Annotated in this window: 11 protein-coding genes; 6 read left to right on the plus strand and 5 right to left on the minus strand. The window is 63.5% G+C overall.

Going from position 1 to position 13,577, the window contains the following annotated elements:
* Positions 1–58 precede the first annotated feature (58 nt).
* The 6 genes from L1069_RS13970 to L1069_RS13995 all read left to right on the plus strand — a co-directional run bounded on the left by L1069_RS13970 (position 59) and on the right by L1069_RS13995 (position 7,300).
* Positions 59–682: a DnaJ domain-containing protein gene (locus tag L1069_RS13970; protein WP_027258359.1), complete on the plus strand. Its 624-nt coding sequence runs from the start codon at positions 59–61 to the stop codon at positions 680–682.
* A gap of 239 nt (positions 683–921) precedes the next feature.
* On the plus strand, positions 922–1,290 hold the full coding sequence (locus L1069_RS13975; protein ID WP_237456066.1) for a hypothetical protein: 369 nt from the start codon (positions 922–924) through the stop codon (positions 1,288–1,290).
* A gap of 391 nt (positions 1,291–1,681) precedes the next feature.
* Entirely contained in the window at positions 1,682–2,668 is a 987-nt protein-coding gene (cobS, locus tag L1069_RS13980) for a cobaltochelatase subunit CobS (protein WP_129371456.1), read from the plus strand.
* A 196-nt stretch (positions 2,669–2,864) separates the two neighbouring features.
* Entirely contained in the window at positions 2,865–4,742 is a 1,878-nt protein-coding gene (cobT, locus tag L1069_RS13985; protein ID WP_237456067.1) for a cobaltochelatase subunit CobT, read from the plus strand.
* A 351-nt stretch (positions 4,743–5,093) separates the two neighbouring features.
* Positions 5,094–6,884 carry an aminopeptidase P family protein gene (locus tag L1069_RS13990; protein ID WP_237456068.1) on the plus strand — a complete coding sequence of 597 codons (1,791 nt, stop codon included), beginning with the start codon at positions 5,094–5,096 and terminating at the stop codon, positions 6,882–6,884.
* Between the two features lie 74 nt (positions 6,885–6,958).
* On the plus strand, positions 6,959–7,300 hold the full coding sequence (locus L1069_RS13995) for a DUF427 domain-containing protein (protein WP_129371459.1): 342 nt from the start codon (positions 6,959–6,961) through the stop codon (positions 7,298–7,300).
* Between the two features lie 226 nt (positions 7,301–7,526).
* Here L1069_RS13995 and L1069_RS14000 read toward each other — a convergent pair whose 3' ends face one another.
* The 5 genes from L1069_RS14000 to lpxC all read right to left on the minus strand — a co-directional run bounded on the left by L1069_RS14000 (position 7,527) and on the right by lpxC (position 13,410).
* The gene (locus tag L1069_RS14000; RefSeq protein WP_129371460.1) at positions 7,527–7,718 is read right to left on the minus strand and encodes a hypothetical protein; all 192 of its coding nucleotides are present in this window, start codon (positions 7,716–7,718) and stop codon (positions 7,527–7,529) included.
* Positions 7,719–7,926: 208 nt separating this feature from the next.
* Positions 7,927–9,609 carry a chloride channel protein gene (locus L1069_RS14005; RefSeq protein WP_237456069.1) on the minus strand — a complete coding sequence of 561 codons (1,683 nt, stop codon included), beginning with the start codon at positions 9,607–9,609 and terminating at the stop codon, positions 7,927–7,929.
* A gap of 103 nt (positions 9,610–9,712) precedes the next feature.
* Positions 9,713–11,362, minus strand: coding sequence for a DNA repair protein RecN (recN, locus tag L1069_RS14010; protein ID WP_237456070.1), 1,650 nt, complete (start codon positions 11,360–11,362; stop codon positions 9,713–9,715).
* A 27-nt stretch (positions 11,363–11,389) separates the two neighbouring features.
* A complete protein-coding gene (locus L1069_RS14015) occupies positions 11,390–12,238 on the minus strand; it encodes an outer membrane protein assembly factor BamD (RefSeq protein ID WP_134829504.1) in 849 nt (282 codons plus the stop codon).
* Between the two features lie 236 nt (positions 12,239–12,474).
* Positions 12,475–13,410 carry a UDP-3-O-acyl-N-acetylglucosamine deacetylase gene (gene lpxC / locus L1069_RS14020; protein ID WP_129371464.1) on the minus strand — a complete coding sequence of 312 codons (936 nt, stop codon included), beginning with the start codon at positions 13,408–13,410 and terminating at the stop codon, positions 12,475–12,477.
* Positions 13,411–13,577: the final 167 nt, after the last annotated feature.

Below are 13,577 nucleotides of genomic sequence, written 5' to 3' on the forward strand. Positions count from 1 at the left end.
ACCTTAGACTAAACTGCTGCCTCCGAGTCGAACAGATGCGTCTAGAAGGTGCGCCCCCATGAGCAAGTCCGATCCCTTTGGCTTTGATATGTCCATCCGCTCAGCCAAAAAGAAAAATCCGCGCGGACGCCGGGCCGCCACCGGCGCGTCCGAAACCTCCGTCCGCCAATGCGACAAGGACGGTTGCGAAGAAGCCGGTAAGTTCCGCGCGCCCAAGGCGCCGGATGTTCTGGATGATTTCTACTGGTTCTGCCAGGAGCACGTGCGCGAATACAACAACGGCTGGAACTTCTTTGAAGGCACCACCGAGGCCGAGCTGAACGCGCAGCAGTCCAAGGACAAGGTCTGGGAGCGCGAGACCAAGCCGATGGGCGACCCCGAGGCCCGCGCCTGGGCCCGTCTCGGCATTGAGGACCCGCATCAGGTGCTGGGCGTCAACGCGACGCAGAACCCGGGCCGGGCTGCCAAGGCGGGCCGCCGCCTGCCGCCCACCGAGCGCCGCGCGATCGAGATCCTGGAAGCCAAGGACGACTGGACCAAGGCTGATATCCGCAAGGCCTATAAGAAGCTGATCAAGGTGCTGCACCCCGACATCAACGGCGGCGACCGCAGCCAGGAAGAGCAGCTGCAAGAAGTCATGTGGGCCTGGGACCAGATCAAGGACAGCAAAAGCTTCAAATAGGCGGCCGGAACACGGATGCGCCAAGAGCGGCCTGGGGCCGCTCTTTTTTTTGCCGAAGGCGGCCCCCGGCCATGGCATGGCAGGCGCCAAGGGTCAGGCAGCTATCCTTTGGGTCAGGCAGCAGCGCTTTTGGGGCCGCCGCAGCGGGGTTTCTATCCCTTTGCAGGCAGGCAAAGCGGGAATTTCCCGCGTAAATTGATTCCACCAAATCCGCTTACCCCCCCAACAGGAGACAGCCCATGCACCGCCTCATCCTCACCGCCCGGCTGACCGCCGGAACCAGCCATCAGCAGATCGCCGAATTCATCAGCCGGAACCGCCCGGCCTTCCGCGATGCCGGCGCCACCGGCATGATGATCCGCAGCGGTGAACAGGTGCATTTCATCCTGGAAGGACCACAGGCCGCCTTGCAGAACACCGCCGGCCAAGCCAAATCCAGCCCGCTGTTCGCGTCTGCCGGCGTCACCAGCACAATGCCAGTCAGCTGCCGAGTCTTCGACAAAATCTGCCTGGCCTATGCGAGGCCGGAAAACCTCGGCGCCGGGATGCGCCGCGAAATCACCCTGCTGACCGGGCTGGAGTTCACCCCGCCGGCGCTGGCCGCCTGACGCCCTGCACCGGCCGCCCCGCGGCCCGTGTCACGGGAAACCGCCTCAGGCCAGGCTGCTATGGGCGGTCTTTCGCCGAAACGTTAAGATAGACTTTTTATTTCTTTGACGTGTGCTGCCACGACCGGTTACCCAAAGATGTGCCGGCCGCAGCCTACCCCCCCAAAGCTCAGCAAGAGCCGGCAAAACGCGCCCCCCGCTGCCCGGCTGGGGGCGCTGTGCTTCAGATGGGACGCTGCCAGCCTTTCCCCTCATGCCCGTCCAGATCCGGAACAATCGCAACCTCAGCTGGTTTCTGGCGTTACTTTCCCTTGCCCTTGCCCGCCAGATCAGGCACCAATCCCGCGAATTGACCCCTGACAGCAGGGATGAGGGATAAGGATCGACTGCGATGACCGACGGCTTTGTGGATATGGATGCGAAACCGACCGAAACAGTTTCGGTGCGCGATGTGTTCGGGATCGACACCGACATGACCGTCAAGGGCTTTGCCGAGACCTCGGACCGGGTGCCGGCCGTGGACCCCACCTACAAGTTTGATCCGGAAACCACGCTGGCCATCCTGGCGGGTTTCAGCCACAACCGCCGGGTGATGATCCAGGGCTATCACGGCACCGGCAAATCGACCCATATCGAACAGGTCGCGGCGCGCCTGAACTGGCCTTCCGTGCGTGTGAACCTCGACAGCCACATCAGCCGGATCGACCTCATCGGCAAGGACGCGATCAAGCTGCGCGACGGCAAGCAGGTCACTGAATTCCACGAAGGCATCCTGCCCTGGGCGCTGCGCAACCCGGTTGCGATTGTGTTCGACGAATATGACGCGGGCCGCGCCGACGTGATGTTTGTGATCCAGCGGGTGCTGGAGCATGACGGCAAGCTGACCCTTCTGGACCAGAACGAGATCATCACCCCGAACCCGTTCTTCCGCCTGTTTGCGACTGCCAATACCGTTGGCCTGGGCGACACCACCGGGCTGTACCACGGCACCCAGCAGATCAACCAGGCCCAGATGGACCGCTGGTCGCTGGTCTCGACCCTGAACTACCTGAGTCATGATGCCGAGGCCGCAATCATCCTGTCCAAGGCTCCGCATTACAACACCGCCGAAGGCCGCAAGACCATCAGCCAGATGGTCACCGTTGCCGACCTCACCCGCACCGCCTTCATGAACGGCGATCTGTCGACCGTGATGTCGCCGCGGACCGTGATCAACTGGGCCCAGAACGTCGAGATCTTCCGCAACGTAGGCTATGCTTTCCGCCTGTCGTTCCTGAACAAATGCGACGAGCTGGAGCGCCAGACCGTGGCCGAGTTCTACCAGCGCTGCTTTGACGAAGAGCTGCCGGAAAGCGCTGCAAGCGTTTCGCTGGGCTAACAGCAAAGTGCCGCCCGGCTGGCAGGCCGGGCAGTGCCCGACCGCCCTGCCGAACCAAAAGGTTCGCCTTCGGCAAAGCGGAGCGGGCGCTTCGTTTCCCGCCCGCGGCCGGGCACCGCCCTCAATCAGGTCCTGAGAGAATACTGGACAACGGCCGCGCAAGACGGAATGCTTGGACTAAGGATTGCTTGCGACCATGAAAAAGCCCAAAGACAACCCAGCCGATCCGTTCAAAAAGGCGCTGGCCGAAGCCACCAAGGTGATGGCCAACGACCCGGAACTGTCCGTCAGTTATACCGTTGACCCGTCAGGCTTGTCGGGTGATTCAATGCGGCTGCCGCAGGTTTCGCGCCGGATGTCCCGCGAAGAGGTTCTGCTGGCCCGCGGCACCGCCGACGCGCTGGCGCTGCGCCACAAATTCCACGACGACGCCACCCACGCCAAATATACTCCGCAGGGCGAAATGGCCCGCGACCTCTATGAGGCGATGGAAACCGCCCGCTGCGAGGCGATGGGCGCGCGCCACATGCCCGGCACCGCCTCCAACATCGACGTGAAGATCCGCAATGAGTCGATCCGCCGCGGCTATGATCAGATGAAGTCGTCTTCCGAGGCGCCGCTGGCCGCCTCAGCCGGCTATCTGATCCGCCATCTGGCCACTGGCCGCCCGCTGCCCGAAGGGGCCTCCAACATCATGGAGCTGTGGCGCGGTTTCATCGAATCCCAGGCCGGCGGCACGCTGGAAAACCTGGACGAGACGATTGCCGACCAGGCAGCATTCGCCAAACTGGCGCGGCAGGTGATTTCCGACCTCGGCTATGGCGACCAGCTGGGTGATGACCCGGATGAGCTGGACGACGACGCAAATGACGATGCTGAGGACAACGCCGAAGAGCAGGACGATCCGGACAGCACCGGCCAGGACGACTCTGAGGACGAACAGGCCGACGCCAGCCCCGAGCAATCCCAGGAACAGCAGCAGGACGAGAGCCAGGCCCAGGTCTCGATGGACGAGATGGCGGATAACGAATTCGCCGAGGACACCGAAATGCCCGACGGCGAAGCGCCGCTGGAGCCGCCCGCCCCGCCGCCCGCATCCGAGGCCGATCCGGACTATAAGGTGTTTCAGGACGCCAATGATGAGGAAATTGCCGCCGAGGACCTGGCCGAGCCTGCCGAACTGGAGCGCCTGCGCGCCTATCTCGACCAGCAGCTGGAACCGCTGAAGGGCGCAGTTTCGCGCCTTGCCAACAAGCTGCAGCGCCGCTTGCAGGCGCAGCAGAACCGGTCATGGGAGTTTGACCTGGAGGAGGGCACGTTGGATGCCGGCCGCCTGGCCCGTGTCGTCGCCAACCCGACCACGCCGCTCAGCTTCAAGCGCGAGAAGGACACTGAATTCCGCGACACCGTGGTGACGCTGCTGCTGGACAACTCCGGCTCGATGCGCGGCCGTCCGATCTCAATCGCGGCGATCTGCGCCGATGTGCTGGCGCGCACGCTTGAACGCTGCAACGTGAAGGTCGAAGTTCTTGGCTTCACCACCCGTGCCTGGAAAGGCGGCCTGGCGCGCGAGGGCTGGCTGAACGAGGGCCGCCCGCAGCAGCCCGGACGCCTCAACGATCTGCGCCACATCATCTACAAGGGCGCCGATGCGCCGATGCGCCGGACCCGCACCAATCTGGGCCTGATGATGAAAGAGGGCCTGCTGAAGGAAAACATTGACGGCGAGGCGCTGGAATGGGCGCACCGGCGGATGACGGCGCGGCAGGAAGCGCGCAAGATCCTGATGGTGATCTCGGATGGGGCGCCAGTGGATGATTCGACGCTTTCCGTGAACCCGGCGAACTACCTGGAGAAACATCTGCGCGATGTGATCGCAATGGTCGAGCGGCGCAAGCAGGTTGAACTGCTGGCGATCGGCATAGGCCACGACGTAACCCGCTATTACGAACGTGCGGTGACGATCACGGACGTTGAGCAACTGGCCGGCGCAATGACCGAGCAGCTGGCGGCGCTGTTCGACAGCGACCCGCGCGCCCGCGCCCGGGTGATGGGCATCAAACGCGCCAGCTGACCTCAGCCTTCTCCCTTCAGCCAAATGTGCCCTCCCGCGCCTTTGGCCGGCATCCAGGATACTGCCCTCAGCCTTGGGCGTGGCCGCGCGCAGACGCGCGCGGCGGCACCGGATGCGCAGCATCCGGTGCTTGGCCCAACGGGGCGAAGGGCATCGCAAGATACCCTGAGACCGGGCGGGAGCGCCCCGCTTGTCCAGTGCCGCAAGGTCTGCAGCAAACCCATGCTGTCAGGCTTGCCAGCAGCAAAGCGATTTGGGACAAGAAGGGGCGCACCGCTGCTGCGCCTTTTCATTTGCGCTGCCAGGGCCATCCGCCCCAATCCGCCCCGCCTTTCAGCAGGAGAGATACCCATGTTCCAGACATTCGATGTGACCGCCCGCCCGGAACAGGGCCCGCCCCGGCTGGCGGCCCTGCGCAAGGAGCTGGCGGCCGAAAATCTGGATGGGTTCCTGGTGCCCCGTGCCGACGCCCATCAGGGCGAATACGTGGCGCCGCGGGATGACCGGCTTGCCTGGCTCACCGGTTTCACCGGCTCGGCAGGCTTCTGTGCCGCCCTCACGGACATTGCCGGTGTATTTATCGACGGACGCTACCGCACCCAGGTGAAACGCCAGGTGGCCGCCGATTTCACGCCGGTGCCCTGGCCCGAGGTGCAGCTGGCCGGCTGGTTGAAGGCACAGCTTCCCGAAGGCGGCAAAATCGGATTTGACCCCTGGCTGCATGCAGCGGGCCAGATCACCGCGTTGACCCAGGATCTGAAGGGCAGCGGCATCACCCTGACACAATGCGGCAACCTGGTGGACCGGATCTGGCAGGACCAGCCCGCACCGCCGATGCAGCCTGTTGCCGCGCACCCTTTTGATTACGCGGGCGAAAGCGCTGCCGAGAAATGCGCGCGGCTGGCCAAGGACCTGCACGGTGCAGGCCAGGCGGCGGCGGTCATTACCCTGCCCGACAGCATCATGTGGCTGCTGAACATCCGCGGCGCCGATGTGGCCCGCAACCCGGTGGCACACGGCTTTGCCATCCTGCACAGCGACGCGCGGGTGGATTTGTTCATGGCCGCGGACAAGCTGGCAGGACTGCAGGATCATTTTGACAGCACCATCACCCTGCACCCGCCCGAAGCGTTCCTCAAGGGCGCAGCGGCGCTCAACGGCTCCGTCGCCGCAGACGCCGGAACCCTGCCGCAGATCGTGGCGGACGCGTTAGGCAGCCGGATGGTGCCCGCAGGCGATCCCTGCGCCCTGCCCAAGGCGCGCAAAAACGCAGCCGAGATTGCAGGCAGCGCCGCCGCCCATCTGCGCGATGGCGCGGCAATTGTCGAAATGCTGGCCTGGCTCGACGCGCAGCCCCCTGGCACCATCACCGAAATCGGCGCGGTCACGAAACTGGAAGCGCTGCGCCGTGAAGACCAAGCTCTGCGCGACATCAGTTTCGAGACCATTGCAGGCACCGGAGAGAACGGCGCGGTGATGCACTACCGGGTGACCGAGGAAACCGACACGCGGCTGGAAGACGGGCATCTTTTGGTGCTGGACAGCGGCGGCCAGTATCTCGACGGCACCACCGACATCACCCGCACCATCGCCATCGGCACCCCCGGAGCCGAGGAAAGCGACGCCTATACCCGCGTGCTGCAGGGCATGATCGCCATGTCCCGCCTGCGCTGGCCCAAGGGGCTGGCGGGCCGCGATATCGAATGCATCGGCCGGATGCCGCTGTGGCTGGCAGGCCAGGATTTCAACCACGGTCTTGGCCATGGCGTCGGCGCCTACCTCAGCGTGCATGAAGGCCCGCAGCGGCTGGCACGCACCAGCCACGTGCCGCTGGAACCCGGCATGATCCTGTCGAACGAGCCGGGGTATTACCGCGAAGGCGCCTTTGGCATCCGGATCGAGAACCTTCTGGTGGTTGAACAGGCCCCGGCCCTTGACACCAGCGACGCCGAGCGCGAAATGCTGTGCTGGCGCACGCTCACCTTTGCCCCCATTGACCGGCGGCTGGTGAACACCGCGATGCTGTCAGCCACCGAGAAAGACTGGCTCGACAGCTATCACCAAGAGGTTTCGGCAAAGACCGGACCGCTGCTCAGCCCCGCCGCAAAGGCGTGGCTTGATGCCGCAACCGCCCCCTTGTGACACTGAGGTGTTACATAGGCTGCTACATAGACTGAACCAACGTCGACACGCACGAAGAGAATGGAAAAACACGCATGACCACTATCCGTATCCGTAAGGCCGAAGGCACCTGGACCGTCCGCTCCGGCGGCGCCGTACTGGGGGAAAGCTCCAATGCTTTGGAGCTGACAGAGGGCGATATGGATCCGGTCATCTATTTCCCGCGCGAAGACATCGCCATGGCCTTCCTGGACCGCACCAGCAAAACCGCCCAGTGCCGGCACAAGGGCGAGGCCAGCTATTTTTCGATCGCCAACAAGTCGTCTGTCACCGAAAACGCGGCGTGGAGCTATGAAGACCCGGCTGAAGCGGCGGCCGAAATCAAGGGCTGCCTGGCGTTCGTGCTGAGCGACTCTGTCAAGGTTGAACAAGTCTAAGCCGGTTATCCGGGTTGCGGGGCCGTTTCACGGAACGCGCCGCACCCGGGCCGCAGGAGCAGAACGTCCCGTAAAAAAGATCCCCCACCGGTGCACCAGCGCCGGTGTTTTTCATTTGCGGGGAACCCGTTCCCGCGGCCAGATGCCCGCTGCAGCAACAGCCGGCCCGGTTCCGCAACGGGAGCCGGCGCCGCTGGGGCGGCTATTGTACCGCAAAGGCCGGGGTTCAAGCCAAAACGGCGCGGCTGAGGTTCAGCCTGGCTTCCTCCAGCGCATCACCTGCGCCTAGAATGTCGGTTTCGCGGGCGCATTGGATCGCATAGTTGATCACTGCTTCCAGCGCTGCCCGTTCGTTTGCCCGTTCGTCTGCCTTGTTGTTCGCACCAGCCTCTTGCGAGCCGATTTCGAAATTGCGCATGATTCCCTACCGTTTGAGTAAGCTAAGCAATAATCCGCTTACAGTGTTGGTTCAGGCTCCGCTGTAGGGCAATGGGGTATTTAACTTTACCTTTACGTGTCACCGATATCGCACAGCTTTGGGGACGGAATCTGTGTTTTTCCCCGTATTAGGCGAGGGATGCACCGGTCGGGATGCGGTGATCAGATACACAGCAGCCCGGTCCCGCCTATCTGTGCTCCTCCGCTGCGGTTGCAGCCAAGGCACGGTTGTAGGCCTTTAACGCGTCCACATGATACAGCGCGCCGATGATTTCCTCCGTCCCCCCCTCCTCCATCATCACTGGGAGAAAGGCCGCTTCGGCCCGGTCGAACACCGGCATTGCAGCCTCCAGCGACGCCGAAGCACGGATGCACAGCCCTTCCTCAACCAGCGCTTGGCAGTCCTCCAGCGGCGCACAGCGGCTGTCGCCCATCGGCCGCATCACCGCACCGGCGCGGATCAGTGCCAGCAAATAGGCCTGCGGTCCGGCGGCGCAATGAATATTGCGCTTTTCCAGCTGGGTCAGGAAGAAAGAGCGGTCCACCAGCCGCGAGGCCAGAGCCGTGGACATCGACACCGACACCATCACCGCCAGGCCGATCTGCCAGTCGCCGGTCAGTTCAAACACAATCAAGGTGGTGGAGATCGGCGCCCCCAGCACCGCAGCGGCAACAGCCCCCATGCCGGCAAAGGCATAAAGCGTGTGGGTGCCGGACACATCCGGCAGCACCGCAGTCGCGATCAGGCCAAAGGCCAGCCCGGTCAGCGCGCCGATCATCAGCGACGGCGAAAACACCCCGCCGCCCATACGCCCGCCCATGGTGATCGCCACGGCGGCGGTTTTGACTGCGGTGAAAATCACCGCCTGCCCCAGCAGCAGCCCGCCGGTCAGCGCCAGCACGGTGGTTTCATAACCGACACCGATGATATGCGGATACCAGACAGCGATCACCCCCAGCATCGCGCCGGAGACCGCAGGCCGCAGCCAGCGCGGCAGGCCCAGCCGCTCTTGCACAGTGTTGCCCACCTTGTCGGCAAAGAAGATCGCCCGCATCAGCGCCACCGCCACCAGGCCGCAGATCAGGCCCAGGATCAGAAAGGCCGGCAGCTCCACATAGAACTGCAACGCACCGGGGGTGTTCAGGGTGAATTCTGTAACATCGCCGTATTCCAGCCGGTTGATGACTGTTCCAGCAACCGAGGCCACCACGATCGGCGCAAAGGCGTTGACCGAGAAATGCCGCAGCACCACCTCCATCGCAAACAGCGCGCCAGCAATCGGCGCGTTGAAACTGGCCGAAACACCCGCCGCAACTGCACAGCCCAACAGGTCGCGCCCGGTAATGCCATCAGCGTTGATCCGGTTGCTGACCCAGGCCGAAATCACCCCCGCCATATGCACCACCGGCCCTTCCCGGCCCGTGGATCCGCCGGTGGACAGCGTAATGAAAGACGCCAGCGCCGAGGCCAGCCCCTCTTTGTGCTCGACCCTGCCGTCATGCAGTGCGGCGCCTTCGATCACATCCGCAACCGAGCGCACCCGCCCGTCCGGCGTAAAGCGGTCCAGGATCAGGCCGACCACCAGCCCGCCGCCGGCGGCAATGGCAACCAGAACATACCAGGGAAGCTCTTGCGCATGGGAATGCAGATAATCAAGATCCGGCGCACCATAGATCCAGGCCTGCAATGCCGAGATCCCCTTGCGGAAGAACAGCGCGGCAAAACCGGCAGCGACGCCGATCAGCAGGGCGATCAGCCAGAACTGGAACTGGCTGGGGCCGCGATGGCGCAGCACCCGCCAGATGTCTTTCAGGCCAGCCAGCCATTGCACAGAAATTGAGGAAAGCGATGAACGGATTTCTTCTACCATAACCTGTCAGCGGGTCTTTTCTTATTTAATAGCCTACAACTGTCATAAGCCAGTTAAAGAACCCTCACCCGCAACAGTTTTCCGGTCGCAGTATTCCGGCTGGTTACCCGGCCAGCAAGGCACGGGCCGCAGCGCGGGCTTCTTCGGTGATAGTATCACCCGACACCATGCGGGCCAGCTCATCCACCCGCGCAGTATCGGCCAGCGGCACCACCTGCGACAGGGTCATGCCGTCCACAACCTGTTTGCGCACCTGCCAGTGATGGCCGCCAAGCGCTGCCACCTGCGGCGAATGGGTCACCACCAGCACCTGGCCGCTGGCCGCCAGACTGCGCAGGCGGCGGCCCACGGCATCCGCAGTCGCACCGCCGACACCGCGGTCGATTTCATCGAAAATCAAGGTCTTGCTGGCATCTTCGCCGCGCAGGCAGACCTTCAGCGCCAGCAAAAACCGGCTAAGCTCGCCGCCCGAGGCGATCTTGTTCAAGGCCCCTGCCGGGGCGCCCGGATTGGTGGCGACGGTAAAGGCCACCGCGTCAATGCCCTCGGGCCCCGGTGCGCAGCTGGAAATGCGGGTTTCAAACACCGCCCGTTCCATCTTGAGCGGCGCCAGTTCCGCCATCACCGCCTGATCCAGCGCCGCAGCACTTTCCCGGCGGGCGGCGCTCAGCTGTTCTGCGGCTTGGGTATAGGCGGCCTCGGCGGCCTTCAAAGCGGCCTCCTGATCGGCCAGGTCCTGATCGCCGGCATCCAGTGCGGCCAGCTTGCTGCGCAGGGTTTCGGCATAGCCCGCCAGTTCGTCCGCTTGCACATCATGCTTGCGCGCCAGCCCGCGGATCGCAAAAAGCCGTTCTTCACAGTCTTCCAGCTCGCCCGGATTGAATTCCAGATAGCCCAGCACCCGCTCAACCCCGTCCTGGGCATCACCCAGTTCGATCATCGCGCGGCTAAGGGCCGCCAGCGGTTCCTCCAGCCCGGTATCGCTCTCCTGGCTTGCAACACCCTCAAGCCAGCGCTGTGCCTCGCCCATGGCGCCCTCGGCACCCTCGCTCAGCAGGGCATGGGCGCGGGTGATGTCGCCGCGGATGCGCTCTGCCGCCTGCATCTGGCGGCGGCGGGTATCCAACGCATCGTCTTCGCCCGGCTGCGGGTCCAGCTTGTCCAGCTCGCCCACCGCATGGCGCAGGAATTCCTCCTCGGCCCGCACCGCATCCAGTGCCGCCCGCGTGGCCCCGACGGTCTTGCGCGCCTTGGCCGCGCCGGTCCAGGCCGCCCGCACCAAGGCCAGCAATCCCTGCACATTGGCATATTGGTCCAGCAGCGCCATATGCCCGCGCGGGTTCAGCAGCCCCCGGTCGTCATGCTGGCCGTGCAGCTCCACCAGAGTTTCCGACAAGGCCCGAAGCACCTCGCCCGAGCAGCGCCGGTCGTTGACCCAAGCGGTCTTGCGCCCCTCTGCCGTGTTCACCCGGCGCAGGATCAGTGTCTCGCCGCCGGGCAGCCCGGCCTCTTCCAGGATCGCATGCGCCGGATGACCCTCGGCCAGATCAAACTCAGCCAGAACCTCGCCCTGCGCGGCGCCCTGGCGCACCAGTTCGGCGCGGCCGCGCCAGCCCAGCACAAACCCCAGACTGTCCAGAAGAATGGATTTGCCGGCGCCGGTCTCGCCGGTCAGCACATTGAGACCGGGCTGAAAATTCAGCTCCAGATGATCAATGATCAGGATATCCCGGATATCAAGCGCGCGCAGCATAGCCCCGCCTCCGTGCAGCAGCAGCCGTTACAGCCACTGCCCTTTGACCGTCTGACGGTAGATCTGGCTCAGCCAGTTATTGCCGCGGTCCCGCATTTTAAGCCCGTTTGCAGTCAGCAGCTTATAGCTGCTGTCATACCATTCGGTGGACTGGAAGTTATGACCCAGAATGGCACCCGCGGTCTGCGCCTCGCCGGTCAGGCCCAGCGACAAATACCCCTCAACCAGCCGGTGCAGCGCTTCGGCTGTGTGGCTGGTGGTCTGGAAATCCTCGACCACCACCCGGAACCGGTTGATTGCAGAGGTGTAATGGCCCCGGCGCAGATAATAGCGGCCGATCTCCATTTCCTTGCCCGCCAGATGGTCAAAGGCCAGGTCGAATTTCAGAATCGCCGAAGTGGCATATTCACTGTCGGGATAGACCTCGATCACCGTGCGCAGCGCCTGCAGCGCCTGGAAGGTCAGGCCCTGGTCGCGGCCAACCTCGTCGATCTGATCGTAATAGCTGAGGGCAAGCAGATACTGGGCATAAGCCGCATCTTCATCCGCCGGGTAAAAGTCGATGAACCGCTGCGCAGCGGCGCGGCTGTTCTCGTAATCCTTGGTGCTGTGATAGGCAAAGGCCTGCATGATCACCGCTTGCTTGGCCCATTCGGAATAGGGGTACAGGCGCTCAATCTCGGAGAAGTAATAGGCCGCGTCCTTGGGCTGTTTCTGGGCCAGCTCAAACTCGCCGCGCCCATAGATCTGCTCGGGCGTGAAGGCTTCCAGCGACTCGCCTTTCTTGACCGCGCCGCCGTCTCCGCCGCAGCCCGCAAGGGCCGCCATCAGAAGGACCGCGCCGAGGGTTTTGGCTCCCGCCCTGATGCCGTTCATAGTGCCTAACCTCACCGTCTTTACTTACGGGTGTCCGCCCCGGTTATGCCGTCTCTAGCACATTCAAATGGCGTGCAAAACGCCTTTCGCCACTTCCGCGTTCACATGGCAGAGAAAGCGGGCAATGGTCAAGTCCGCCCTGCTGTTCCCGCTCCCTTCTGCCGCCCTCAGCACAGGAAAAGACCCGGGACGCTCACGCCCCGGGCCAGTCTGCCGCTCGTTCCTGGTTTTTTGCCTTATGCCACGCGCCGCTGTTCGGCCGGAATTTCCGACCAGATCAGACCCTGCCCCGGCAGCCGCGCAGTCATCGCCGCATCGCAGGCGACGGCCCGGACCGCGCCCGGCTCCGCAAACAAGGCACGCAGCAATGTGTTGGTCAGCGCATGCCCCGCGCGCTCGCCAACATACCGCCCCAAGATCGGCCCCCCAGCCAGCGCCAGATCCCCAAGGGCATCCAGCATCTTGTGGCGCACAGGCTCATCCGAATGGCGCAGACCCGCGCCGCTCTCAACCCGTTCTCCGTCAAACACAACCGCGTTTTCACCCGGCACACCGCCCAGAGCAAGGCCATTGGCCTGCATCGCTTCCACGTCTGCCTGACGGCAGAAGGTGCGGCTGTCGCACAGCTCGCGTGCAAAGCTGCCATTGCGCATATCCAAGGTTTTGCTCTGACGGCCGATGGCGGCCTCGGCAAAGTCGATATGGAATTCAATGCTCAGCCGGTCGCTGGGCAGCAGGGTGGCACGGGCGCCGTCCTTCTCCACCGTCACCGGCTTCAGTACTTCATATGCCATGATCGGCACACCCAGCCGGCGCACGCCGTATTGCATGATGCCGCGCACAAACGGCGCCGAGGAGCCGTCAACGATCGGCACTTCCGGCCCGTCGATTTCAATCAGCGCGTTGTGCACGCCGCAACCGGCCAATGCGGCCATGATATGTTCGACGGTGGAAACGCTGACACCGGAAGTGTTGATCAGCCGGGTGCACAGCGGGCTGCGCTCAACCAGATCCCAGCGCGCCGGAACCAGAGTGTTGCCCAATGCAATGTCGGTGCGCTTGAAGACGATGCCATGCCCTGCCGGAGCCGGGATCAGGACCATACGTGCAGGCTGGCCGGAATGCAGGCCGGGCCCTTCAAATGCTACCGATGCTTTGAGCGTATTCTGCACGTTGAGCCTCGTTTCACTGTTTCCGGCCTCATGGGACCGTGTTGCGAACGAGAGTTAAGGTTTTGCAAAAAAACCTACAACTCAATCTTTGTAACGGATTGAAACATGGCTGTAACAGATAAGCAAAACACCGCTCAAAACAGCCTAATTAGCTGAAATTCAAAAAT

This window comes from Leisingera sp. MMG026 (genome assembly GCF_021654205.1).
Taxonomy (GTDB): domain Bacteria; phylum Pseudomonadota; class Alphaproteobacteria; order Rhodobacterales; family Rhodobacteraceae; genus Leisingera.